General features: G+C 71.9%; 21 protein-coding genes. 3 read left to right on the top strand and 18 right to left on the bottom strand.

From position 1 onward, the window contains the following. Positions 1-58 precede the first annotated feature (58 nt). From caldi_RS10190 to caldi_RS10230, 9 genes are all read right to left on the bottom strand, one after another. The gene (locus tag caldi_RS10190; protein ID WP_264841660.1) at positions 59-328 is read right to left on the bottom strand and encodes a hypothetical protein; all 270 of its coding nucleotides are present in this window, start codon (positions 326-328) and stop codon (positions 59-61) included. Positions 329-366: 38 nt separating this feature from the next. Next, positions 367-630 carry a hypothetical protein gene (locus tag caldi_RS10195; RefSeq protein ID WP_264841661.1) on the bottom strand — a complete coding sequence of 88 codons (264 nt, stop codon included), beginning with the start codon at positions 628-630 and terminating at the stop codon, positions 367-369. Between the two features lie 4 nt (positions 631-634). Next, positions 635-904, bottom strand: coding sequence for a hypothetical protein (locus caldi_RS10200; protein ID WP_264841662.1), 270 nt, complete (start codon positions 902-904; stop codon positions 635-637). A gap of 60 nt (positions 905-964) precedes the next feature. Further along, entirely contained in the window at positions 965-2,053 is a 1,089-nt protein-coding gene (locus caldi_RS10205; RefSeq protein ID WP_264841663.1) for a thiamine pyrophosphate-dependent enzyme, read from the bottom strand. A 30-nt stretch (positions 2,054-2,083) separates the two neighbouring features. Continuing rightward, a complete protein-coding gene (locus tag caldi_RS10210; RefSeq protein WP_264841664.1) occupies positions 2,084-3,301 on the bottom strand; it encodes an oxalate oxidoreductase subunit alpha in 1,218 nt (405 codons plus the stop codon). A gap of 17 nt (positions 3,302-3,318) precedes the next feature. Continuing rightward, on the bottom strand, positions 3,319-5,175 hold the full coding sequence (locus tag caldi_RS10215; RefSeq protein WP_264841665.1) for an NAD(P)-binding protein: 1,857 nt from the start codon (positions 5,173-5,175) through the stop codon (positions 3,319-3,321). Between the two features lie 34 nt (positions 5,176-5,209). Then, entirely contained in the window at positions 5,210-5,887 is a 678-nt protein-coding gene (locus tag caldi_RS10220; RefSeq protein ID WP_264841666.1) for a 2-oxoacid:acceptor oxidoreductase family protein, read from the bottom strand. A gap of 223 nt (positions 5,888-6,110) precedes the next feature. After that, positions 6,111-8,228 (bottom strand): AAA family ATPase, encoded by a 2,118-nt coding sequence (locus caldi_RS10225; protein ID WP_264841667.1) that lies wholly within the window; start codon positions 8,226-8,228, stop codon positions 6,111-6,113. A gap of 3 nt (positions 8,229-8,231) precedes the next feature. Continuing rightward, positions 8,232-8,939 (bottom strand): GntR family transcriptional regulator, encoded by a 708-nt coding sequence (locus tag caldi_RS10230; RefSeq protein ID WP_264841668.1) that lies wholly within the window; start codon positions 8,937-8,939, stop codon positions 8,232-8,234. Positions 8,940-9,684: 745 nt separating this feature from the next. Between caldi_RS10230 and ppsA the strand changes: the two genes are divergently transcribed. The 3 genes from ppsA to caldi_RS10245 are packed head-to-tail and all read left to right on the top strand — an operon-like array spanning position 9,685 to position 14,129. Further along, on the top strand, positions 9,685-12,102 hold the full coding sequence (gene ppsA, locus caldi_RS10235; RefSeq protein WP_264841669.1) for a phosphoenolpyruvate synthase: 2,418 nt from the start codon (positions 9,685-9,687) through the stop codon (positions 12,100-12,102). Further along, positions 12,099-13,082 carry a putative PEP-binding protein gene (locus tag caldi_RS10240; protein ID WP_264841670.1) on the top strand — a complete coding sequence of 328 codons (984 nt, stop codon included), beginning with the start codon at positions 12,099-12,101 and terminating at the stop codon, positions 13,080-13,082. The genes ppsA and caldi_RS10240 overlap by 4 nt, the downstream gene beginning before the upstream one ends. An 18-nt stretch (positions 13,083-13,100) precedes the next feature. Continuing rightward, a complete protein-coding gene (locus tag caldi_RS10245; protein WP_264841671.1) occupies positions 13,101-14,129 on the top strand; it encodes a type II glyceraldehyde-3-phosphate dehydrogenase in 1,029 nt (342 codons plus the stop codon). Here the strand turns inward: caldi_RS10245 and caldi_RS10250 are convergent. From caldi_RS10250 to caldi_RS10290, 9 genes are all read right to left on the bottom strand, one after another. Then, a complete protein-coding gene (locus caldi_RS10250) occupies positions 14,122-14,331 on the bottom strand; it encodes a hypothetical protein (protein ID WP_264841672.1) in 210 nt (69 codons plus the stop codon). The two genes, caldi_RS10245 and caldi_RS10250, sit on opposite strands and share 8 nt — an antisense overlap. A 3-nt stretch (positions 14,332-14,334) precedes the next feature. Next, positions 14,335-14,757 carry a hypothetical protein gene (locus caldi_RS10255; protein ID WP_264841673.1) on the bottom strand — a complete coding sequence of 141 codons (423 nt, stop codon included), beginning with the start codon at positions 14,755-14,757 and terminating at the stop codon, positions 14,335-14,337. A gap of 48 nt (positions 14,758-14,805) precedes the next feature. Continuing rightward, positions 14,806-16,266 carry an Nramp family divalent metal transporter gene (locus caldi_RS10260; RefSeq protein ID WP_264841674.1) on the bottom strand — a complete coding sequence of 487 codons (1,461 nt, stop codon included), beginning with the start codon at positions 16,264-16,266 and terminating at the stop codon, positions 14,806-14,808. Between the two features lie 57 nt (positions 16,267-16,323). Beyond that, positions 16,324-17,274, bottom strand: coding sequence for an oxalate oxidoreductase subunit beta (locus tag caldi_RS10265; protein ID WP_264841675.1), 951 nt, complete (start codon positions 17,272-17,274; stop codon positions 16,324-16,326). 15 nt (positions 17,275-17,289) lie between these two features. Then, positions 17,290-18,492 (bottom strand): oxalate oxidoreductase subunit alpha, encoded by a 1,203-nt coding sequence (locus caldi_RS10270; RefSeq protein WP_264841676.1) that lies wholly within the window; start codon positions 18,490-18,492, stop codon positions 17,290-17,292. 12 nt (positions 18,493-18,504) lie between these two features. Further along, positions 18,505-19,461 (bottom strand): oxalate oxidoreductase subunit delta, encoded by a 957-nt coding sequence (locus caldi_RS10275; RefSeq protein WP_264841677.1) that lies wholly within the window; start codon positions 19,459-19,461, stop codon positions 18,505-18,507. Positions 19,462-19,490: 29 nt separating this feature from the next. Continuing rightward, complete coding sequence (locus tag caldi_RS10280) at positions 19,491-21,683, bottom strand: CDC48 family AAA ATPase (RefSeq protein WP_264841678.1); 2,193 nt, start codon at positions 21,681-21,683, stop codon at positions 19,491-19,493. Positions 21,684-21,952: 269 nt separating this feature from the next. After that, positions 21,953-22,606: a response regulator gene (locus tag caldi_RS10285; protein WP_264841679.1), complete on the bottom strand. Its 654-nt coding sequence runs from the start codon at positions 22,604-22,606 to the stop codon at positions 21,953-21,955. 12 nt (positions 22,607-22,618) lie between these two features. Beyond that, positions 22,619-24,130 (bottom strand): PAS domain-containing sensor histidine kinase, encoded by a 1,512-nt coding sequence (locus tag caldi_RS10290; RefSeq protein ID WP_264841680.1) that lies wholly within the window; start codon positions 24,128-24,130, stop codon positions 22,619-22,621. Positions 24,131-24,344 lie beyond the last annotated feature (214 nt).

Genomic DNA, 24,344 nt, shown 5'->3' on the forward strand with positions numbered 1-24,344 from the left:
CGCGCCAGGGACGGCCTCTGCCCGCTCCCAGGTCCGGATGACCGGCCCGCCGGCGGGACTACGGCAATCGTACCACGCTCACCGGGTCCGGGGAGCGGATGTCACGGGCGTTATCGATGAGTTCGATCTCGCCCCGGTCCGACATCACCCGGAACGACCCGTCGAGCCGGTACTGCCGGATGATCGCGACCGTCCCGTCGGCGTACCAGTACCGGCGCTCCGAGAAGTCCGGCGTCTCGCGCACCTGGCAGCTGACCGCCGGCTCGCCCCTCCACACGAAACGGTACGGGGCGGGCGGCAGGCGCAGGTCGTAGGGGAACTCCTCCACGGACCAACCCTCCCCCGGCGCAAGCCCCGGCCACCGGGTCACGACAGCCCGAGCGCGGCGAACAGGGCGTCACGCTGCGGCCCCGGCTCGAGCGCGGCGATCAGCTCTTCCAGCCCCCACCCGGCCTCCTCGAGCAGCACCTGCGCCCGCACGAAGTGCGGCAGCCGCTCCCCCGGCGGCACCGGCGCGACGACCAGGTGCTCGATCACCTGGAGGACCGCCGCCCTGACGGGTTCGACCTCGTGCGGCAACACCCGTTTGAAGGGCGACACGGACAGCCGGATCCGCCACTCCGATTCCAACGGCTCATCCTCCCCCCGCGGCCTCGAGTTCCTGCGCCAGCCGGTCCCAGAGGTCCGACTCGCGGAAGTCGAGCACGGCGCTCAGGCGGAACCGGCGCCCCAGCGTCCGGCCGTCGGCCAGCTCGACCGGCCCGGCGTCCTCCCAGACCTCGAACCGGGGATCGTCCACCTGGAGGCTCAGCCTGAGGACGGCCCGCAGGAGCTGCTGCCGGTCGGCGAAGTACCGGCGCTGCCGCCCGCCCTCGAACCGGACCTCGTACCGGGCTCCGTGCATGGTCTCTCCCTCCGCGGGGCCGGGGCGGGGAAGCACGGGGCCTCCCCGCCCGCGCGGCCGTCAGGCTCCCCGGGTGCGTGCGACGGGCAGGGCGTACTCGGCCTGCTCGATCGGCACCTGCCGGGCGGGGTCCTCCAGCTCGCGCAGCCACTCGGGCACCTCGACCCCGATCATCTCGAAGTTCCTGTTCGCAGCCCGCTGGAGGGCGGCCACGTGCTCCGGCAGGAGGTGGCCGAACCGCCCCTGCATGGCGAGGTAGTCGGTGACGGGCCGGATGACCGGTGGCTTGAAGTAGCTGTACTGGCGCGTCCCGGGATCGTACTCCCACACCGGGAACAGGCCGCACTCGACGACCCGCCGGCTGAGCTCGACCGACATCGGGGTCTGGTAGACGAAGCCCTTCTGGCACGGCGTGTAGATGTGCAGGAAGGCCGCCCCCCGGTGGTTGAGGCCCTTCCGGACCTTGTTGATCACGTCGATCGGGTAGCCGATTGTCGTGGTCGCCACGTAGCACCACGGGTGACCCTCGGCCATCATCCTGGCGAGCTGCTTCGGCCACAGCTTCTTCCCCTCGGGGATCACCGGCCCCGGCGGGGTGAAGGTCGTCATGCCGCCGTACGGCGTGGTGGGCGACACCTGGATGCCCGTGTTGGCGTAGCACTCGTTGTCGTAGCAGATGAACAGGGCGTCGTGGTTGCGGTAGAGGGCGCCGGAGAGGGAGCCGAGGCCGATGTCCGAGGCGCTGCCGTCACCCGCCATGACGATGACGTTCGGGTACTCCCCGTCGTACTTCCCCTTGCGGATCCGCGCCTCGTAGGCGGCCGCCACCCCGGAGGTGAAGGAACCCGCCGAGCCGATCTGGGTGTGGGCCCACGGGATCGTGTACGGGGTGCACAGGTAGCTCGAGTTGGCCACGTACATGCAGCCCGTCGGCCCCACGGCGATGGTGTTGTTGCCCGCCGCCTTGAGCACCCAGCGGTACTCGATCGCCGGACCGCACCCGGCGCAGGTGCGGTGGCCCGCCTGGTACGGGTCTTCCTCGGGGAGGTCGGGGAGGTAGTGGCGGAGCCGCTCCTGGTCGGCCACCGCCGCGCTGCGCCCGTCTTCGGGGAGCAGCGGAAGATGCTGACGCACCACGGCCTGAGCCATCGTGTCCGGACCTCCTCCCGGTCTCCGGCCTCAGTCCTCGAAGTTCACCCAGTGGGCCAGCTTCTCGACCTTGCCGGTGCGCAGGGCCTTGAGCATCTTGCCGGCCATCCACAGGAACTCCCGGAGCGGGATCGTCTCACCGCCGAGCCCCGCCATGAAGGACGTCACGAGCGGCCGGTTCGGCAGGTGGTAGAGGGCCGTCATCACCTCGGGGGTGAGGATCCCGCCGTAGGTGGGCCCGCCGAGCCCCAGGTTGGTCTCCACGACCCCGACCACCTTGGCCCGCTCCAGCGCCTTCTGCAGGTCCTCGGTGGGGAAGGGCCGCACCCACAGGAGCCGCGCCATCCCGGCCCTCACGCCCTGCTCCCGCAGCCGCCGCACCGCGAACCGGCAGGTGACCGCGTGGGCGCCCTGGATCACGAACACGATGTCGGCGTCGTCGAGCATGTACTCCTCGACGAAGTCCGGGTAGTGGCGCCCGAAGATCTCGCCGAAGAGCCGGGTCTTCTCCCGGATCACCGGGATGGCCTCCTCCATCGCCCGCTGGCGCTCGAGCTGCAGGGGCGGCCCCTGCTCCGGCATGATCTGGGGCCCGTGGGACACCGGCTTCTTGGGGTCCAGGGCGTAGGGTAGCTTGAAGGGGGGCAGGAAGTCCTCCACCTGTTCCTGGTCGGGCAGGCGGACCTCGCCGGCGATGTGGGAGACGAAGTAGCCGTCCTGGCAGATCATCTGGGGGAGCAGCACCCGGGGGTCCTCGCCGATCGCGTAGCCCAGGAGCGTCTTGTCGAAGACCTCCTGCGGGGTGCAGGCCCAGCCCATGATCCAGCCCATGTCCCGGGTGCAGAGGGCGTCGGTGTGCTCCGAGCCGAAGTCCCCCGGCGGGTCGAGGGTCCGGTCGGCGATGGCCATCTGGATCGGGATGCGGGCTCCCGAGGTGGGCGAGTACAGCTCGTACGCGTAGGTCACCCCGACGCCGGACGACCCCGTGTAGGCCCGGGCTCCGGCGGAACCCGCCCCCAGGGCGGCGCTCAGCTGCGCGTGCTCGCCGTCGGCGTGGATGAACTCGGCGTCCAGCAGGCCGTCGGCGATGAACTGGGCCAGGGTCATCATGATCGCCGTGTAGGGGCGGATCGGGTAGGCGGTGACCACGTCGACGTCGGCATAGAGGGCACCGTAGGCGGCGGCCGTGCAGCCGCTCATGCGCATGGTCTTGGCCCGCAGCTTGCCCGGCTTGGTCGCGATGGCCAAGGGCTCTCCCTCCTCGCTCAGTCGTCCCCGTCATGCCCGGCGGCCACGTGGCGCCGGCTGGCGTCGTATTCCGCGATGGCCTCCTCCAGGAGCCGCCGGATGTCCTCGGACTGCTCGGCATGTGCCCCTTCGTAGACCGCGAAGGCCGTCTCCATGCGGATCACGCCGTCGGTGAACTCGATCTCCTCCACCCGCTCCAGGCAGCCGGTCGGGCACTCCTGGACGCAGACCAGGCAGCCCTTGCAGTAGTCGAGGCGAATGCGGTAGCGCCCGTTCTCCCGGACATCCCGCATCACGCTCACGTCCGGGCACACGATGTAGCAGTTGTCGCAGGCGTTGCACACGCCGCAGCTCATGCAGCGGTCCGCCTCACGGACGGCCTGCTCCTCGGTGTAGCCGAGCGTCACCTCGATCTCCTGGCTGGTGCGCCGGACCTCGACCGGGGTAAGCGGGACCGGGACTCGCGGCGCGTTCCTGAAGTAGTACGGGTTCAGGCGCTCGTAGGGCATGACCTCGGCGGGCGGTGGTGGCGTGAGTTGCTCCCCCCGCAGCACCCGGTCGATGTTCTCGGCGGCCCGCTTCCCGTCGCCGAGGGCCTGCACCACCATGCCCGGGCCCCGGACGATGTCGCCGCCGGCGAAGATGTTCCCCTCGACCCGGCCGAACTCGTCCGTGACGATGAGGCCGCCTCGCACCAGGTGCTGCGGCACCCAGTCGAGATGCTGTACCTGGCCGATGGCCACCAGAACCATGTCGCAATCCATCTCGAACTCGGTACCCGGATGCAGCACCGGCCGGATCGCACCGCCCGGATCCCGCTCGAGGTGCGCCTCGCTGAGGACGACGCCGCTCACTCCGCCCTGGCCGAGGATCCGGACGACGCCGCAGTGGTTCCGCAGCTTCACGCCCTCGTCCAGGGCCTGCAGCAGGTCCTCCTCGATCGCCGGCATCTCGTGCCGCCCCTCGAGGGCCACCAGGGTCACCTCTTCGGCGCCGAGGCGCAGGGCCGAGCGGGCCGCGTCCAGCGCAGTGTTGCCCCCGCCCACCACGACGACCTTCCGGCCGACCTTCACCGGCTTGCCGAAGCCGAGCTCACGCAGGAACTCGAGCGCCCCGACCACGCCCTGCAGGTCGCTGCCCGGCACCGGCAGCTTGCGGCCGGCGTCCTGGCCCACGGCGACGAAGGCGGCGTCGAACTTCTTCAGGTCGTCCCACGAGAGGTCGCGGCCAACCCGGTGGTTGCACCTGATCTCGATGCCGCCGAGACCCACGATCTTCTGGATCTCGGCGTCGAGGATCTCCGCCGGCAGGTGCCAGTGCGGCACGCCGCCCCGCAGCATGCCGCCGGGCCTGCCGAGCGCCTCGAAGATCGTGACCCGGTAGCCCCGCCGGCGCAGGTGGTAGGCGGCCGCCAGCCCGCCGGGGCCGGAGCCCACCACGGCGACGTGCTGGCCACCCAGTTCGGGGAGCATGTCCTTCAGGGGGTCCTCGGCGAGGGCCAGGCCGAAGTCGCCCAGGAACCGCTCGACGCTGCGGATCGCGATGGGCTCGTCGTGCCGGCCCCGGTTGCAGGCGGTCTCGCAGGGGTGGTAGCAGACCCGCCCGGTGACGGAGGGCATCGGGTTGTCCTCGAGGATGGTCAGGTAGCCCTCGAGGTAGCGGCCGTGCTTGACGTAGTCGAGGTACTTCTGGATCTTCTCGCCGGTGGGGCAGGCGTGGTTGCACGGGGGCGTCTTGTCCCGGTACACCGGCCGGTAGAAGCGCCAGTTGCCGGTGGGGAAGAGCTTCTGCCCGTCCTTCTCGGTCGGGGCAGGCGTGACCCCCGCGAAGGGGAGCTGGAGGTGCTTGGGGATCCGGGTCCCTCGGGTCGACATGCGCGTACCTCCTCCGGATGCCGCCTGCAGACGATCAGGCCGTGGCCCTGTGGCTCTCGGACCGGTAGTGCAGGACCTTGCACCCCTCGTAACCCCGGCGCACGGCCTCCTTGTCGTGGCAGCGGGCCACCACCGACTCGAGCTTCAGGACCCCGGTGCCGGCGACCAGCGCCCCCAGGAGCGGCGCGGCGATCCCCACCCCGACCTGGCGCTTCTCACCGGCCCCCTCGGTGGACAGCCGGTCGTAGGCCAGCTCGGGCAGGGAGCGGTTGTACATCCACGGGCTGGAGCCGCGGGGCTCCGCCAGGCGTGCCGCATCGACCGCGACGATGGTCTTGAGCTTGGCGAGCATGGCGTCGGGGAGGAAGCGCAGGAGGTACTCCGGCTCCTTTGTGGTGTTGACGATCACCACGCCCTCGCCGTCCGGCGTCCCACGGAAAAAGTTCACCGCCTTGATGAGCGTCTGCTCCACGAGCACGACGATGTCGGGGCGGGCGTTCTCGTACACGAAGAGCTCTTCGATGGGCGAGTCGCTCACCCGCGCATACTTGCGGATCAGGCAGTTCGTCCGGTCCGGCGCATCGACGTAGTCGTTGATGTACTGGCTGTAATACCCCTCGTCCGCGGCCGCTGCGGCGACCACGTTGCAGACGTCGCGGGCCTCCTTGTCCATGATGATTCCCCGGGTCCACGCGGTGATCTCGTGATACACGCGGCATCCCTCCTCCGCACATGCCGGCTCTTGCCGTACAGGAACGTGACCAGCTCCTCGCCGTCAGGTCGACAAGGAACCACCCCCTGACCGGGCCGCGGACGGCCGCCGTGCAAGTGATTTCTCTTTTGAGGGAGTATACAGATACTTTTTGGCACGAATCACCCAGGCACCAGTAGCTGTTCCGGCCCCCCGCTCCGCCTTCCTGGCCGGCCCGGGCGGCCTAGCCGGCCCCCCTCGAGGCCGGGTGGAGCTGCAGTCCGTCCAGGGCGGCGAGGAAGGCCCCCATCCCGACCGCACGACGCCGGGCCGGGCCGGGATCCGGTGCCACGGCGCTCCGCGCCCGCCGGCACACCGCCGCGATGGCGGCGGGGCTGAGGCCACAGGACCGCCGGGCGAGTTCGCCCAGGTCGACGCCTTCGAGGGGCAGGTCGCGAGTGTGCACCTCGTACACTTCACGCAGGTCCTCGTGGGTCAGCGGGGGGAACGGCACGCAGTAGTCGAACCGGCCGGGCCGGAGGACCGCCGGGTCCACGAGTTCGGGCCGGCTGGTGGCGGCCACCAGCACGACCTCCGGGAACTCCGCCAGGCGGTCGATCTCCCGCAGCAGCTGGGCCAGGAGCCGGTGCTGGGACCCGGTTTCCTGGCCGGTCCGCCGCGCGGCGATCGCGTCGACGTCGTCGAAGAACAGGACGCAGGGGGCGGCACGCCGGGCCCGGGCGAAGAGCTCGGCCACGGCCCGCTCGGACTCGCCCTGCCACTTCGAGTACAGGGCAGGCGCCTCGACCTCCAGGAGCGGCAGGCCGGCCTCCCCGGCGAACGCCCGGGCGACGTAGGTCTTGCCGCAACCCGGCGGGCCGACGAGGAGGATCCCCCGTCCCGGCGCCGGCGCCTCCCGGCGCAGCCACGGCTGGAGCATGCGCTTGACGGACGCCAGGCCGCCCACGTCGGCCCAGCCGAGGGCGGGCCGCTCGAGGGCCACCTCCCGCGTCGCGCTCGGCTCCACCTCCCGCAGCGCGGCGAGGAAGTCCTCGTGGCGGACCACGAGGTCGTCGAAGGAGGGGCCGTCCCCCGGCACCAGCGGCCCGTGGCTGGAGAGGTACCGCCGCATGGCCGCCATGGCCGCCTCCTGGGCGAGCGCCGCCAGGTCGGCTCCGACGAAGCCGGGTGTGCGGTCGGCGAGCTCAGCCAGGTTCACGTCGGGGGCGAGCGGCAGGCGGCGGGTGTGGATCTGGAGGATCTGCAGCCGCCCGTCCCGGTTGGGCACCCCGATCTCGATCTCCCGGTCGAAGCGGCCGGGCCGGCGGAGCGCCGGGTCGATGTTCTCCAGGAGGTTCGTGGCGCCGATCACCACGACCTGACCCCGGCCCTGGAAGCCGTCCAGGAGGGCGAGGAACTGGGCGACCAGCCGCTTCTCGACCTCGCCCGGCACCTCCGCGCGCCGCGGGGCGATGGCGTCGATCTCGTCGAAGAAGATGATGCTGGGGGCGCGGTGCTCGGCCTCGTCGAAGATCTCCCGCAGCCGGGCCTCGCTCTCGCCGTACAGCTTGCGGACCACCTCGGGGCCGTTGACGTGGATGAAGTAGGCCTGGCTCTCGGCGGCGAGGGCACGGGCCACGAGGGTCTTCCCGGTGCCGGGCGGCCCGTAGAGGAGCACGCCCTTCGGGGGCTGCACCCCCAGCCGCTCGAAGAGGCGGGGATACCGCAGCGGCCACTCGACGATCTCCCGGATGCGGGCGAGCTCGTGGTCCAGGCCCCCCACGTCCCGGTACGAGACGCCGGTCGGCCGCTGGGAAACGATCTCGGCGTCCACGAAGGTGATGTGCGTGGTGCGGACGATCCGCACCGGGCCGTCCGGAACGGTGGCGGCGACGCGGAAGGCCGGGACAGCCGGGTGCTGCCGCGGGTCGGCGAGGACGTTCCCCTTCAGGACGGGGACGCCGCTCAGGGACTCGACCAGCCGGGCCGTGTCCTGCGGAGCCGGGCGGGTGCCGGCGGGCACCAGCCGCGCCAGCCGGACGGTCACCGCCTTCGAACACTGGACCTTCTCGAGGCGGACGCCCTCGCCGATCCCGACCCCGGCGTTCTGCCGACCAAGCGGCCCGAGCAGCAGGACCCGCTCGCCGACCACGTTGGTGGGCATGAACATGGCGACGGCCATGGCCGACTGCCGGCCGGTCAGGCGCACCGTGTCCCCGGGCTCGATCCCCAGCACCTTCATGTCTGCCGGGTGCAGGTAGACCGCGCCCTGGACATCCCCGCCCACGACGGCGTCCATCACCCGGAAGACCGGCTGCGAGGAGCGCCGGTGCTCGGATGCCAGGCCTACAGCGGCGTCCACGGTTCACCCTCTCCCGTTCTCCGCGGCGCCCAGCGCCGCCAGGTACACGTCCCGGGAGCGCCGGATGTGCCTCCGGGCGGCCGCTTCCGCCGCCTCGGGGTCGCCCACCCGGATGGCCGCCACGATCAGCTGGTGCTCCTGGTGAGCCTCCTCGATCCAGCCGGGCCGTTCGTAGTTGACCGCCGAGAACTGCTCGACGTATGTCCGCAGCGTTTGCAGCATCTCGTGGAGCCGCGGGCTGTTGGCGACGCGGTAGATCGTGTCGTTGAACTCGTTGTGGAGGCGGCGGTACTCGTCGAGGTCGGGCGGCGATCGGAGGCAGCAGCGGTCCATCTCGGCCAGCAGGCGGTCCAGGCGCTCCACGTCGGCCGGGGTGCGCCGCCGGGCGGCCATGGCCGTGACCAGCCCCTCGAGCGCGGCCCGGATCTCGTAGATGTCCAGGATGTCCTGGCGCGACATCCCGCTCACCACGAGGCCGCGCCGCGGGTACTTCTCGGCCAGACCTTCGACCTCGAGCCGCTGCAGCGCCTCCCGGACCGGCGTGCGGCTGATCCCGAGCTTCTGGGCGAGCTCCCGCTCCACCAGGCGCTCGCCCCGGGGCAGGGAGCCGTCGAGGATCGCCCGGCGGAGCACCGAGTACACGGCGTCGCGAGCCAGGACCGGGGACTGCGGGTCGAGCGCGAGGGCGGGAAGGGTGAAGTTCTGGCTCAACGTGCATCCCCCTGGGCACCGCCTCAGGTCTCACGTGTGAGACTGCGCATGTCTTGGCGGCTAGTTGGTATGCCGTTTGGTATACCAACTCTTTCTGAACGACATTGTATCTCAAGGCCGAAGAATGCGGTACCCCTTTCGGGGCACCCGGGCGATTCCTTTTTGCGATCGCCAGTCGGGCACGGGATTTGAAGCGGCTATGGCCAGGGCGCCGCGCGCTCAGGGCGGCTTCCCGTCCGGCTCCCCGGGCGAGCGCAAGAGGACCTGCGGCCGGGGTTCACCGCTCTCCCCCGCCGGCCCGTGCGGGGCGAGTTCCGCCTTCATCCCGTTGAGCAGGTACAGGGCCTGATATCACACGCTGCCTCTCCGGCAGCGTGGTGTCTCCTCCCGCGGCTTCGGTCCACCGGGCCCCGCTCCGGCCCCGGTTCGGCAGTGAGTGTTCAACTCCGAAAGGGGAATTCCTTCTGACTTGGGATGCCTCATCCCCGGCCCCCATGCCGTCTTGTCCCCGAATTGGTATACGGCCTGACTCCGGCGGCGGGCGGGCGGAATTCCGGGATGAAACGCGCGGCGTGCGGGCAGCCCCCCGTCTCCCCGCGGTTCGGCGACGGAAGATGCACGCTGGCGCCGCACTCCGCGCCGTTGGACGGCCGTCCCCTGTTCGTCCGACATGTCCCTCGATTAGAATTCGGCATGCCACGATCGGAGCCCCCACGTCGGGGGCGCCGGGAAGGAGGAGAGGCGGATGCGTCCGGACAGCACCGTCCCCGTGGCGCACGCGCGGCCGGGGTGGGTCCTCCCCCTCGCCGCGGCAGGCCGCGGCGCGGCGGACCAGGTGGGCGGAAAGTGCGCCGGCCTGGGTGAACTGATCTCACTTGGTATACCGGTGCCGGAAGGTTTCGCGGTGACCGTCCACGCGTTCCGCTACTTCCTCGAGCACAACCGGCTGCGCGAGCCGATCGCCTCCCTCCTGCGCGAGGCCGGCGCGGCCGACCCCGCCCGGCTCCAGGCGGTGAGCGCGAGGATCCGGGACCTCGTGGAGGCGCAGCCGCTGGGCGACCTGGACGCCGCCATCCGGGCCGCGTACCGCCAGCTTGGAGGTGGGGGATGCGCCCTGGTGGCGGTCCGCAGCAGCGCCGTGGCCGAGGACCAGGTGGATGCCAGCTTTGCCGGGCAGCTGGACACGTACCTGTTCGTCCGCGGGGAGGAGGCCGTGCTGGCGGCGGTGCGCCGGTGCTTCGGTTCGGCGTTCACGGCACGGAGCCTCGCCTACCGGCGGGAGAGGGGGCTCGATCTGCTGGGCGCGGACATGAGCGTCGCGGTCCAGCGGATGGTGGTGCCGCGTAGCGCCGGCGTCCTGTTCACCCTGGACCCGCGGACCGGCGACCGCACCGTCGTGGCCGTCGAGGCCTGCTTCGGCGCCGGTGAGAGCCTTGCCCAGGGGCGGGTGACCCCGGACCTCTACCTGGTCGACAAGTCGGGGCCGGACGGCAGCCCGGCGGTCCGCCACCGGCGGATCGAGACGAAGGCGGTCATGACGGTCCCCGACCCGGCGGGGGGCACCCGCGAGGTCCCCGTGCCGCCGGAACTGCGGCGCCGGGCGTGCCTGACGGACGGGGAACTCCTTGAGCTCGCCCGGTGGGGGATGCGGATCGAACAGCACTACGGCGCACCGGTCGACGTCGAGTGGGCCCTGGAGGAGGAGACCGGCCGCCTCTACATCCTCCAGGCCCGCCCGGAGACCGTCTGGAGCCGGCGCGGGCCCGCTCCGCCGGACCCCCGGGCGAACGGGGGCGGCCACCCCGAGGTGGGTCCCGCGGCCCGGGTGATCCTGCGCGGGCTCGGCGCGTCGCCCGGCGTGGCCACCGGGCGCGTCCGGGTGATCCGCGACGTCGCGGAGATCCCCCGGTTCCGGCCGGGCGAGATCCTGGTCACCGAGATGACCACCACCGAGTGGCTCCCGGCGATGCGTGCCGCCGCGGCGCTCGTGACCGACGCGGGCGGGGTGACGTGCCACGCGGCGATCGTGTCACGGGAACTCGGGATCCCGTGCGTCGTGGGGACCGGAAGCGCTACCCGGACGCTGGTGACGGGGCAGGAGGTCACGGTGGACGCCGTGCTGGGGACCGTCTACGAGGGTCGGGTGGACGGCACCCGGCGAGGCGCTCCGGGCGCCACGGGCACCCCCGCGGGGCCGGCGCCGGGCGCAGGTGCGCCCGGAGCGTCCGCCATCACCCCGGTGACCGCCACGCGCCTCTTCATGATCCTCGGCAACCTGGAGCGGCTGCCGGAGGTCCGGTCGCTCCCCTTCGACGGGATCGGCATGATGCGGATCGAGTTCCTGATCGCCGAGCGGATCGGGGTGCACCCGCTGCACCTCATCGACCAGGGCCGGGCGGACGAGTTCGTCGACCGCCTCGCCGGCGGGATCGCCGAGCTGGCCGGGGCCGTGGCGCCCCGCCCGGTCATCGTGCGCTTCAGCGACCTCAAGACGAACGAGTACCGCGTGCTGCGGGGGGGAGCGGACCACGAGCCGGTCGAGGCCAACCCCATGATCGGCTGGCGGGGCGCCGCCCGGTACGTCAGCGCCGAGTACGAGGCGGCGTTCCGCCTCGAGGTCCGGGCCGTGCGCCGCGTGCGGGAGGCCGGGGGCCTGCGCAACGTCCACGTGATGATCCCCTTCGCCCGCAGGACACGGGAGGTGGAGGCCATCCACCGGATCCTCGCGGAGGAAGGGCTCCGCCGCGGGCCGGACTTCCAGGTGTGGATCATGACCGAGGTCCCCAGCAACTTCATCCTCGCCGACCGCTTCGCCCGGCTCTGCGACGGCTTCGCGATCGGCACGAACGACGTGGTCCAGACGAACCTGGGGGTCGACCGGGACTCGGAGCTCCTCGCCCGCATGGGCTACTTCGACGAGCTCAGCCCCGCCGTGCTCGCCCCGATCGGACACCTGATCGACGCCGCCCACCGCAATCGCATCCCGGCGATGGTGTGCGGCCAGGCTCCCTCCGTGTACCCCGAGTTCTGCGAGTACGTGGTCCGCCGCGGGGCGGACATCCTCGGGCTTCAGCCCGACGCCGTGGCACGCACCCGGGAGATCGTGGCGGCCGTCGAGCAGCAGATGCTGATCGAGGGCCTGGCGGGGAGGCGGTCGCCGTGAGGGACGAGAGGATCCCCACCGCCACCCGGATCTACGTAAACCTTGACGGGCCCGTGACGGAGCCGCCGCTCGAGTCGCTTCCCGCCGACGGGGTCGGCCTCCTCCGGCTGGGACCGCTCCTCGCCGGCGGCCCCGACCCGGCGCACCCGATCCTGCGGGTGGAGCAGGGGCGGGGCGAGGAGCTCGCCTTCGGGCTGGCCGGCCACATCGCCCGGGTAGCCCGCGCCGTGTACCCGCGCCCCGTGTGGGTCTGCTTCAGCGACCTCACCTCGGCCGAGCTCCGGGCCCTCCCCGGCGGCGAGCGCCACGAGCCCGCGGAGAACAACCCGGCGATCGGGCGGCGCGGCTGCGCCCGGCTCGTGAGCCCGGACTACCGGCCCGCCTTCCGGCTCGAGTGCCGGGCGGTCCGGGAGGTGCGGGAGTCGGAAGGCCTTCGCAACGTCCACGTCCTCCTCCCATTCCCCCGCCTGCCGGGCGAGGTCGAGGCGGTCCAGGCGATCATGCGAGACGAGGGCCTGGTCCGTTCCCGGGACTTCGAGGTGTGGGTCTCGGCCGAGGTGCCGAGCGCCGTCATCCTGGCCGAGGACTTCGCCCGCCTGTGCGACGGGTTCACCGTGCCGATCGAAGGCCTCGCCCGGCTCGTCCTGGCCGCCGACGGGGCGTCCGAGCGCCTGCGCCGCCTGGGCTACCCCGACCCGGCGGACGACGCCGTCCGGGAGGCCGCCCTTCGCCTCGCGGAGGCCGCGCGCCGGCACGGGCGGGCCGTGTGCGTGGCCGGGGAGGGTGGCCTCGACCCCGGCCTCGTCGATTTCCTGGTCGACCTGGGGGTGGACGCCGTGAGCGTCCCCCCGGGGGCGCTCGTTCCGACCCGCCGGCGCGTGGCGGAGGCCGAGCGGCGGCTCCTCCTCCGGCGGGTCGTCGCCGACCGCCGCGGCCGGGATCCGGCCGCCGGCCGCTGGTGGGTCTCGCATCCAACCTGATCACGGGAGGGCATGAACATGAGGAAGATCCGGGTCGGAATCACCGGGTACGGGACGATCGGGCGCCGGGTGGCGGACGCGGTGGCGAGGCAACCGGACATGGAGCTCGTGGGCATCGCGAAGGTGAGGCCCGACTACAAGGCACGCCTCATCGCCGAGCGAGGCTACCCGCTCTACGGCGCCGACGAGGAGTCCCTCGCCGCGCTGCGCGCCGCCGGGCTCCCGGCCCGGGGCGTCGTGGCCGATCTCGTGGCGGGATGCGACGTGGTGGTCGACACCCTGCCCCCCAAGCAGGCCAGCCGGCTCCTGCCCATCTACCAGGCCTCGGAGGCCCGGGTGATCTTCCAAGGCGGCGAGCCGGCCGGCATCGCCGAGGTATCGTTCAACGCCCAGAGCAACTACGAGGCGGCGGTAGGGCGGCGCACGGTGCGGGTGGTCTCCTGCAACACGACGGGCCTCTGCCGGGCGCTCGGCACCATCGACCGCGCCTTCGGGGTCGAGAAGGCGCGGGTGGTGCTAGCCCGCAAGGCCACCGATCCGGACGACCCGGACACCGGCCCGGTCGACGCCGTGGTGCTCGACCCCGCCCCGGCCCAGCTCCCGTCCCACCACGGCCGGAGCGTTGCCACGGTGCTCCCGCACCTGAAGGTCATCTCGATGGCGGCGAAGGTCCCCACCACCCACGCCCACTTCCACAGCCTCCTGATCACCGTGAAGGACCGGAACGTGACCGCAGGGGCCGTGGTCCGCGCCTTCGAGGAGGCCACCCGCGTCGTCCTCCTCGACAGCCGCGAGGGGTTCCGTTCGACGGCGCAGGTCTTCGACTACGCCCGGGAGCTCGGCCGCAGCCGGTCCGACCTGTACGAGCTGGCAGTGTGGCGGGACTCCGTCACGGTCGTGGACGACGAGGTGTACTTCTTCATGGCCGTGCACCAGGAAGCGATTGTGATCCCGGAGAACGTCGACGCCATCCGGGCGGTCACGGGAACCATGGACCGGGACGAGTCGATCCGCCTCACCAACCGGACGCTCGGGATCCTCAAGTGAGGCCGGCTACGAGCAGTCCGATGCCCAGCCCGATCCAGACCAGGCCGAGGAGCCTCGCTTCCCACGCCTGGAGAAGCGGCGGGCCCGTCCCGGCACCCTCGCGCGGGAGCATCCGCCGGTAGCGCGCCGCCACCTCCGGCGCCCAGACCAGCATCCAGACCCCCCAGGCGATCAGGGCGGTGGGAAGGAGCCATCCGGGCACGGCTCACCCCTCCTCGCGCAGCCACGGCCGCAGCAGGGCGTGCACCTGCACGTGCAGCAGCAGGAACCCGATGCCGTAGACCCCTCCCACCGCCGCCTGGAAGGTGAGAAAGGCGCCCGCACCCTGGCGTCCGAAGGCCGGCTGGCCGGATCCCCACGCCAGCACGACCTGCTGGAGGGTCCGGGCCACCGGAAAGGCCAGCGCCCAGTAGGCCACGACCTCCGCGAGGCCGCCGGGCCGCACCCGCCCGAGTTCGAGCAGGAGATCATAGCCCGCCCCCAGGAGCGCCAGCGGTATCCCGAGGGTGAAAGCCGCCAGCGCGGCGGTGGCGGGCGGGGCGCCGGCCAGCGCGGCCAGCGCCCCCGCCACGACGCCGGTGAGAAGACCTGTCAGGAGCCCGGTGACGGTTCGCCTGAGCAGCCTCACGGGGCTCGCCCCCTGCTGCGTCGCCTGCCGGACGGGCAGGACCCGCGCTCAGCCCTTCGGGATGGCCCCGAGGAAGAGGACGCTGTAGAAGAGCCCGCCCAGGTAGAACACCGTGGCAACCCCGAGGAGGAGGTTCGTGAGCCACCCGGGCCGCAGCGGCCGGGGCAGCAGGCGGTTGTTGGTGAAGAGCAGCAGCAGCGAGTAGGCGCCCATCACGAAGGCAGAGAGAAATGCGAGCGTGTCGAGGATGAACGCCGGACCCCTGGGCGAGCCGGCGAGGAGCGTGAGGATGCCGAAGCCGATGACCCCCCAGAGGAAGCCGTAGTAGATCTTGCTCATGCTCCAGCGGCGGGCGCCCGGCACGAAGTAGTACGTCATGTCCGCCTGGCCCCGGGAGAAGGCGTCGAAGATGCCGAAGGTCATCTTCCACCCGACGATGGCCACGAACACGAAGAAGAGCGCCCGCGTGACCGACCCGCCCACCGAGCCGAAGGCGTTCGCCATGCCGGCCAGGGCGGCCGTCTGCTTGCCGGCGAGGATGAGGTCCCGCACCTGCGGGTCCATCCGGGCGGCGGACATCGCCATGATCGTGTAGATGATGGTGGTCAGCATCGTGAGGCCCCAGAACAGGACCCAGGCGTCGAACGCGTTCCACCGCCGCCAGGCCGCCCACTTCCGCATCTCGCCCGGGTCACTGGTGTCGAAGGTGAAGCCCCGGCTGGGCATGGTCTCCTCCTCGCCCCTGGCGAGAAGGCCCTTGATCCGCGGGATGTAGGCACCCATGCCCGCGCCCTTGTCCCGGAGGTACAGCGTGTACCACATCTGCTGCATCCCCGAGGGGCCGGCAAAGGCGATGGAGCCCACGATCACCGGGAACCACTTGGCGCTCAGCACCTCCGCCGGCAGGTAGCCGAAGGAGAACAGGCCGCGGATCGTGTCCCAGAGGTCGCCCCAGGTCCCGACCATGGCGGCGATGATCGCCGACCCGATGACCAGGACGGAGATGAGGGTGGACAGCACCCCTTCGACGACGCTGTACACCTGTTTCGAGAACGTCAGGATCAGCCCGATCAGGATGAGCCCGCCAATTGCCCCGACCTGCCAGGGAATCCCCGTCAGCGTCTGGAGGGACTCCGCGCCGAGGGAGACGTGGCCGGGCCAGATGTACACCAGGATGGCGACCGCCCAGAAGAACCACATCACCAGGCGGCTCAGGCGGGCAGCACCGAAGAAGATGCTTTCCCCGGTGGCCATCGCCCAGCGGGCCATCTCCATCATCACGACCAGCTGCAGGGTGACGCCGACGAGGAACAGCCAGCGGATCTCCGGGCCGAAGAGGATCACCAGACGCGGCCACATGAACGTCTCGCCGAGGCCGACGCCCAGGGCGGTCAGGACCATGCCCGGGCCGAGCAGGTGCACCGCGCTGGGGGCCTCGGGCAGGGACCGGATCGGGAGCGGTTCCTCCCGCCCCATCGGGACGGCACCGGGTTTGACGGCCTCCACCATGTGCTCGCTACCTCCTTTCCGGCTCGTCGTCGTGACGGACGCCGACGGGATGTACGCCTACTCGACGGGCGGCAGCACGGCCGGCAGCCCCACCTCCTCCGCGCGCCGGTCCACCCAGGCCTGGATCTTCTCGACGTGCTCGGGCGCCAGGTGGTCGAACCGTCCCTGGGCCTTCAGGTACTCCGCCACCGGCTTGCGGCGGCGCGGCTTCCACGTCACCCGGAACTCCCCGTCCACGACCTCGTACAGGAGGTACATGCCCGTGTCGACCGCCAGCTTGGCCATCTCCATCGTCTGGTTGGAGGGGAAGGTCCACCCCTTGGGGCAGGGAGCGTGGACGTGGATGTACGCCGGGCCCTGGGCGTTCAGGCCGCGCCGCACCTTGTTCATGAGGTCGATCGTGAAGGCCAGCGAGGCCGTGGCCAGGTACTTGAGGGTCGGGTGGCCGCCGGCGACCAGCTTCGGGTTGTCCTTGGGCCAGAGGTTCTTGCCCTCGGGCACCACGGGACCTGCCGGGGTGAAGGTGGTCCACGCCCCGTAGGGCGTGGTGGGGCTGGTCTGGATGCCCGTGTTGGCGTACGACTCGTTGTCGTAGCAGATGAAGAGCACGTCGTGGTTCCGGTAGAGGGCGCCGGACAGGGAGGTCAGGCCGATGTCGGTGGCTCCCCCGTCGCCCCACATCACGATCACGTGCGGGTCCTGGTCGGTCTTGCCCTTGCGGCGCATCACCTTGAAGGCGGCCTCGATGCCGGCGGCCACGCCGCCGCCGTTCGTGATCTGGGCGTGGATCCAGGGCACCTTGAACGGCGTGCAGCCGTACGAGGTGTTGGCGACGTACATGCACCCGGTCGGTCCGACGAAGATGGTGTTCGGCCCGGCCGCCTTCGCCACGAGGCGGTAGACGAGCGCCGGCCCGCACCCGGCGCACGTCCGGTGGCCGGGCACGTAGTACTCCTCCAGGGGCACCTGCTTGATGCCCTTGATCTCCGGCAGGATGGCCTGAGGCATCGTACGACCCCCCATTCACATCGGCAGATCGAAGGGAAGCCAGTACCCGTCCCGCTCCACCTTCCCCGTCCTCGCCACCGTCTGCAGGACGTGGGCCATGTGGTAGAACTCCTCGCGGCTGATGACCTCCCCGCCGAGACCGGCGACGAAGCCGACGATCTTCGTCCGGTCGCCGAGCCCGTAGCAGGCGGCGCGCACCTCGGCTGCGAGCGGGCCCGCCCCGGCCGCCACGCCGAAGTCCACGCTGTTGTCCACGACCCCGACCGCCTTGAACCGGGAGAGGCTCTCCCGCAACTCCTGCGTCGGGAACGGCCGGATCCAGCGCAGGCGAATGACCCCCACCTTGTCGCCCAGGTTGCGGAGCTTCTGCGCCACCGTCCGGGCCGTGAGGGCGTGCGCGCCCTGGAGCACGAAGACGACCTCGGCGTCGTCGGTGAGGTACTCATCGAGGAAGGGGGCGTAGTTGCGGCCGAAGGCCCGGTTGAAGTCCTCGGTCACCTCGTAGATGACCCGGCGCGCCTCTTCCATGGCCTGCTGACGCTGGTACTGCAGCGGAGGGCCCATCTCGGGCTCGATCTGCGGGCCCAGGGACATGGGATGCCTCGGGTCGAGCACGTGGCGGGGCCTGTAGGGCGGCAGCCACTCCCGCACCTGCTCGTCGGGGTAGATCTCCACCTCGTCCGCCACGTGCGAGACGAAGTACCCGTCCTGGCAGGAGAACTGGGGAAGGCTGACCCGGGGGTCCTCGCCGACCCGGTATAGGAAGATCGTGTTGTCGAGCGCTTCCTGCGGGGTCGCCGCCCAGCCCATGATCCAGCCCTGGTTGCGGAAGGTCATCGCGTCCGTGTGCTCGGACCCGAAGTCGCCGGGCGGGTCGAGGGTGCGGTCGGCGATCGCCATCTGCACGGGCAGCCGCTCGCCGGAGATGGGGGAGTACACCTCGGCCGCGTAGGTGACCCCGACGCCGGAGCTGCCAGTGAAGGTGCGGGCACCGGAAGCGGCGGCGCCGTACACGATGCTCAGCTGGTCATGCTCGCCCGCCCCGTGCAGGAACTCGGCGTCCAGCTCGCCGTCGGCGATCATCCGGGCCAGTTCCGACATGATGCCCGTGTAGGGCCGGATGGGGTAGGACGAGATGACGTCCACGTCGGCGAGGCGCACCCCGTGGGCGACCGCCACGCACCCGGTGATCAGGCGGCGCTTCGTGGCGACGGCCATGCTGCTCCCTCCCTAGACGGCGAAATCGAGCTCGGGGACGTCCTTGAAGGCCTCGGTGGGGCAGACCTGCGTGCAGATGCCGCAGCCCTTGCAGTACTCGTAGTCGACCTGGACCGCCGTCTCCGTCAGCGTGATGCAGGCGTCCGGGCAGTCCACGACGCAGATCATGCACTGCGTGCACAGCTCAGGGGTGAGGACCGGCCGCGTGATCCGCCACGTGCCGGTCACCATCTTGTCGTTGCGGCGCTCCGGCGCGTCGACGGTCCCGGCGAAGGGCGCCTCGAGGTACCGCTTCGGCTGGGAGTCGCCGGCCCAGGGCTTGCCGAGGCCCCGCTCGAAGAGCTCCTGCGCCGGGGTGATGGTGGCCGTGTCGTACCCCCGCTGCGCGGCGGGCGGGTCCTTGACCACGGCCAGGAGGGACTCGAGCGTCGCCAACCCCGTGGCCCGGACGACCGCCCCGGCCAGGGGCCCTGCCCACCCTCCGCCGATGCCGGTCGCATCCGTCGCGCCTTCCTGCCCCGACAGGCTCTTGACGGCGCTGGAGATCCCCGAGGCGTCCACCGTCACGATCGACTTGAGGTTGGGGTGGCGCGGCAGGAAGCGCGCCAGCTCGGCGGCAGGCCGCTTCGAGTTCACCACCAGCACGGCGCCCGGGGTGATGTGGTCCAGGACGGGGCCACGGATGAGGGATTCCTCGACGATCACCACCACGTCGTGGGCGTAGTTCTCGTAAAGGAAGCGCGACTCGATCGGCTCCGCGCTGATCCGCGCGTAGGCCGTCACGGGGACGTTCACGCGGTCGGGCAGGTCCACGTAGTTCTCGAAGGCCTGGACGTGCTTTCCCTCACGCATCGCCGCATTCGCCAGGGCGAAGGCCACGTCGCGCCCTTCCTTGCCCAGGATGACACCCCGGCTCCACACGGTGACCTGCTTGAGGGTCGGCTCGGCGAACAGGTCCTCAGGCCGCATGGGCAGCACCCCTCCTTCACGGCTTGCCGTCAGCGTGCTTCCACGCGTCGCGGCGGCGGCATCCCTCCGCTACCTCCTTCCATCTCCGCCAGCGCCAACCGGAAGTGGCGGGCGCCGACGCGGGGGGCAGGGGCCGTCCCCGGCGCTGCCGGCGGCCGGCCGCCTGCTCCCTCCGCTTCCTCGAACCACTCGTCGGCCGCCAGGAGAGCGGCCCGCTGGCAGAGCGCACGCAGTTCGGCACCGGACCAGCCCGCGGTGGCCTCCGCGAGCGCCCCCAGGTCCACGTCCCCGGCCAGCGGCAGCCGGCGGGTGTGCACCGCGAGGATCTCCTCCCGCTCGGCCACGTCCGGCAGCGGGAACTCCAGGATGTAGTCGAACCGGCCCGGTCGCAGCAGGGCGGGCTCCAGGCGATCCGGCCGGTTCGTCGCGGCGATCACCAGGACGCCGGGGTGCTCCCGGATCCCGTCCATCTCGGCCAGGAGCTGGCTGACCGCGCGCTCGCCCGCCTCGGTGGCGCCGGCTGCGCCCCGGGCCGGGGCCAGGGCGTCGAGTTCGTCGATGAACAGAATGCAGGGTGACGCCTGGCGCGCCTTGCGGAACAGGTCCCGCAGCGCCTTCTCCGTTTCGCCCATCCACTTGCGGAAGAGGGATGGGCCTTCGACCCCGATGAAGTTCGCCCGCACGCTCGAGGCCAGGGCCCGCGCCACCAGCGTCTTGCCGGTCCCCGCGGGGCCGGTGAAGAGGATGCCCCGGGGCAGGTGGAGGCCGAATCCCGCCAGCAGGTCACCGTACCGCAGGGGACGCTCCACGAGCACCCGGAGGCGGGTCCGGATCTGGCTGAGCCCGCCCACGTGCTCCCAGGTCTCCCGCGGCCGCTCCAGCACCAGCTCCCGCGTGGCGCTCGGCTCCACCTCGCCCAGGGCGTGCCGGAAGTCGGCCATGGTCACCTGGATCCCGCCGGAATCGGCGCCCGCCTCGGGGTCCAGCCGGATCTCCGGCAGCAGGCGCCTCAGCGCCGCCATGCCGGCCTCGCGGCAGAGCGCCGCGAGGTCGGCGCCCACGAAGCCGTGGGTCACGTCCGCCAGTTCCTCGAGGTCGACATCCGCAGCCAGGGCCATGCCGCGCGTGTGGATGCGGAGGATGGCCAGGCGGCCGTCGCGATCCGGCACCGGGATGGGGATCTCCCGGTCGAACCGGCCGGGGCGCCGCAGCGCCGGATCGAGCAGCTCCGGGATGTTCGTGGCGCCCACGACGATGACGTCCCCGCGCTCCTCCAGCCCGTCCATGAGCGCGAGCAGCTGCCCCACGACGCGCTTTTCCACGTCACCGTGGACCGCCTCGCGCCGGGGGGCCAGCGCGTCGAGTTCGTCGAGGAAGATCACGCTGGGGGCGTGCCGGCGCGCCTCGTCGAATACCTCCCGCAGCCGGGCCTCGCTCTCGCCGTAGTACTTGCGCATGATCGCGGGGCCGTCGACGTGGACGAAGTGCAGCCGGCTGTCGGCGGCGATGGCCCGGGCGATGAGGGTCTTGCCGGTCCCCGGCGGGCCGTAGAGGAGGACGCCCCGGGGCGGCCGCACGCCGAGCCGGCGGAACAGCGCGGGGTACTTGAGCGGAAGCTCCACGAGCTCGCGCACCCGGGCCAGCTCGCGGTCGAGCCCGCCCACGTCCTCGTAGGTGACCGCGCCCGCCCGCGGCGGCTCCACGTCGACCGCCGCGATGCGGATCCGCGTGCCCTCCTGGACAAGCACCGCCCCGCGCGGGGCCGTGCCGGTCACCGTGAAGAGGAGCGGCTCCCCGCCGAACCGCGGGACCGCCACCACGTCCCCGGCCACCACCGCGCAGCCCAGGAGACGGCGGTGGAGGAGCGGCACGGGGTCCTCTCCGTGGGCGATCCCACCGGGGTCCGACGGGGTCAGGACCACCGCCCGCGCCGGGCTCACCCCGATGCGCTGGACCGTGACCTCCTCGTCGAGTCCGACCCCGGAGTTCTGGCGCGTCGTGCCGTCGATCCGGAGCGTGCGGGGCGGCGTGCCGGAGTCGGCGGGCAGCGCCCGGGCGACCGTCGCCCGCAACCCCGCGATCTGCACGACCTCGCCGGGGCTCAGGCCCAGGTACGTCATCTCGGCTACTCCCAGGCGGGCGATGCCCCGGTGGAGGTCCTCAGGCAGGGCTTCGGCGACGCGCAGGCGGAGGCTCCGCCGGCCCGTCTCGGGCTCCTCCACGGCATCACCCCCCTGCCGAGAGACGTCCCTGGCACGAAGCTACCCGCGGCGCCCGGTCAAGGCCCAGTCGCCACGCGGGCAAGCCGCACGGTCCTCCCGGGCCGACTTGCTACCCCGGTGGCCAACCGTCCCTGACCAGGTGGACAGATCGGAGCCGGCGGCCCTGGACCGGACCGCGCGCCCGCGCGCGGGAGCCCGGGGGCGATGCACCCCCGGGCTCCCGCGTTGCCGGCGGCCAAGGACACAGGAAGGATACAAGGCCGTCCGCTTCACGTCCCTCTCCACAGGCCCGTGCGGGCCGCGTGGGCCACGAGTTCGGTCCGGTTCCGCAGGTTGAGCTTCCGGAGGACGTTGCGCAGGTGGAGCTTCACCGTGCTGACGGACAGGAATAGCCGGCGGGCGATCTCCCGGTTCGAGTAGCCCTGGGCCACCAGGGTCACGAGCTCCCGCTCGCGAGGGGTGAGGGGCACGGCGTCGCCCTCCCCGGGCAGCAGGTGGCGCTCCTCCAACGAGGTGAACAGCTTGAGCGTGATGCTGCCGGAGATGGGCATCGCCCCCGCCGCGGCCGCCCGCACGTGCGCCCACAGCTCCTCCGGGGCCACGGTCTTGAGGAGGTAGCCACGGGCTCCGGCCCGCAGCGCCGCCAGCAGGCTGGCCTCGTCGTCCAGGTAGGTCAGGACGACCACCCGGGCTTCCGGAACCTCCCGGACGATCCGGCGGGTGGCCTCGAGGCCGCTCTCGTCCGGGAGGGAGAGGTCCATCAGCACCACGTCGGGGCGCAGGGTCCGCGCCCTCTCCACCGCCTCCCGGGCGGTGCCCGCCTCCCCGACCACCTCCAGCCCGCCCAGCAGCCGCAAGGCGTCGGCCGTTCCCCTGCGGAAGATGGCATGGTCGTCGACGAGGAGCACGCGGATCGGCTCCACCGGGCGACCCCCCTACCGGTGCGGTACCGTCAGGACGACCGTGCAACCGGAGCCGGGAGCGGACGTCACGGTGAGGGCGCCCCCGACGCGCCGGGCCCTCTCGGCCATGATGGCCAGCCCGAAACCGCCCCCGGCGTGCTCCGGCACAAACCCGCGGCCGTTGTCGGTGACGGTGAACGTGTGCAGGGCTCCCATGAAGCTCCAGCGCACCTCCACCCGGCTGCCACCCGAGTGCTTGCGGGCGTTGGTGACGGCTTCCTGCACCACCCGCAGGATCTGCAGGGCGACGGGGGCAGGGACGTGGGGGCGGTGCGCGGGAGCCTCAACTAGCCGTACTTCCAGGCCGGTCTGCCGGGCGAAGCGGTGCAGGTACTCCTGCAGCGCGGGCAGGAGATCGCCGCCGGCCGCCGGCGCCAGCAGGTCCCCGAGGGCCAGGCGGAGCTCCCGATGCGCCTTCTCGGACAGGTCCAGGACCTCCTCGAACTGCGCGGCCAGGCTGGCAGCGTCCGGAGCGCTCCCGAGGAGCCAGCGGACCAGCTTCAGCTTCTGAGTCAGGGCGGCGAGCAGTTGCGCCAGCCCGTCGTGCAGCTCCGCGGCCAGCCACTCCCGCTCGGCCCGCACGGATGCGGCCTGGGCGCTGAGTGCCCACTCGGCGTCCGACAGCACCTCGCCGGCCAGGCCCGCCAGTACCCGGAGCACGCGCTCGTGTTCCGGCCCGTACTCTACGGGCCGGCGGCTGGCCACCATGAGAACCCCGGTGGGTTCGCTCCGGACGGTCACCGGCACGGCCAGTGCGGCCTTCAACCGTTCGGACCGCATCGTGGGATGCTTCTCGGGCGGATCGGGCGCGTCCTCCGGAAAGCGGGCGATCCGAAGCGGCCGGCCCAGGCTCACGACCCGGCCGCGAATCCCCTGGCCGAGCCGGACCCGCGTCTCGGCCGTGCGGCTGGACCGGTTGCCGTCCTGGACGAGCCACGCCACCTCCGAAGCGTTGACGTCCACACGGCCGAGGGCCGCGTAATCCGCGGACAGGAGTTCCCGTGCGGCGTGTACCAGGGAGCGCAGGACCGTCCGCCCCGGTTCCGTGATCGGGTCCAGGGGCTCCCCCCGCGCCGTCGGCGCGCCGGGGGCGAGGTGGAAACGCGGTCGGAGCAACAGGACGGCGTGCGGGCGGGTTCCGGGAATCGGGGTACAACTGCCCTCCACCCACACCCGGGCACCGTCCGGCCCTACGGCCGTCTCGAAATGGGAGGTCGCGACCTCGTGGCGCAGCGCCTCGGCCCCCCAGCAGTTCCCGCAGGCAGCGCCGGGGGCTTCCGGGGGTCCGCACCGCAGGAGAGCGCTGCAGGTCGCCGCCTGGCGGCGCGAGCCGGGGGGATCCCCCACGAGCGCTCGCGCGGCCCGGTTCATGTAGCGGACGTGCCGCCCCCCGTCGATGATGACCATGGCTTCCCCCAGGTGATCACATGCAGCCACGAGGGCCTGGGGGACGAAACCCTCCACGTAGCGGCGCTCGATGGCCACGGCACGCCCCTCCTCGGGAGAGGCCGACCGATTCGAATGTCCATTCGAATGTGTCCTTCTAGTCCAATTATGCACTCGTGGGTCTAGACCGGCTATGGTCAAAAAGCACTAGCCACAGCGCCGGGCCACGCAAGCCGCAAGACCGGAGACTCGAACTTGACATCCGTGCCGGCCGGGGAGAAGCTCTTGGAGGATGCTCGTAGCCGTCGCAGCC

The sequence above is a fragment of the Caldinitratiruptor microaerophilus genome (genome assembly GCF_025999835.1).
In the GTDB taxonomy this organism is placed as follows: domain Bacteria; phylum Bacillota; class Sulfobacillia; order Symbiobacteriales; family ZC4RG38; genus Caldinitratiruptor; species Caldinitratiruptor microaerophilus.

Coding starts and splice junctions, on each gene's coding strand:
- caldi_RS10200 (WP_264841662.1), bottom strand. CDS start 904: ATGCACGGAGCCCGGTACGAGGTCCGGTTCGAGGGCGGGCGGCAGCGC.
- caldi_RS10205 (WP_264841663.1), bottom strand. CDS start 2,053: ATGGCTCAGGCCGTGGTGCGTCAGCATCTTCCGCTGCTCCCCGAAGAC.
- caldi_RS10215 (WP_264841665.1), bottom strand. CDS start 5,175: ATGTCGACCCGAGGGACCCGGATCCCCAAGCACCTCCAGCTCCCCTTC.
- ppsA (WP_264841669.1), top strand. CDS start 9,685: ATGCGTCCGGACAGCACCGTCCCCGTGGCGCACGCGCGGCCGGGGTGG.
- caldi_RS10245 (WP_264841671.1), top strand. CDS start 13,101: ATGAGGAAGATCCGGGTCGGAATCACCGGGTACGGGACGATCGGGCGC.
- caldi_RS10260 (WP_264841674.1), bottom strand. CDS start 16,266: ATGGTGGAGGCCGTCAAACCCGGTGCCGTCCCGATGGGGCGGGAGGAA.
- caldi_RS10265 (WP_264841675.1), bottom strand. CDS start 17,274: ATGCCTCAGGCCATCCTGCCGGAGATCAAGGGCATCAAGCAGGTGCCC.
- caldi_RS10270 (WP_264841676.1), bottom strand. CDS start 18,492: ATGGCCGTCGCCACGAAGCGCCGCCTGATCACCGGGTGCGTGGCGGTC.
- caldi_RS10275 (WP_264841677.1), bottom strand. CDS start 19,461: ATGCGGCCTGAGGACCTGTTCGCCGAGCCGACCCTCAAGCAGGTCACC.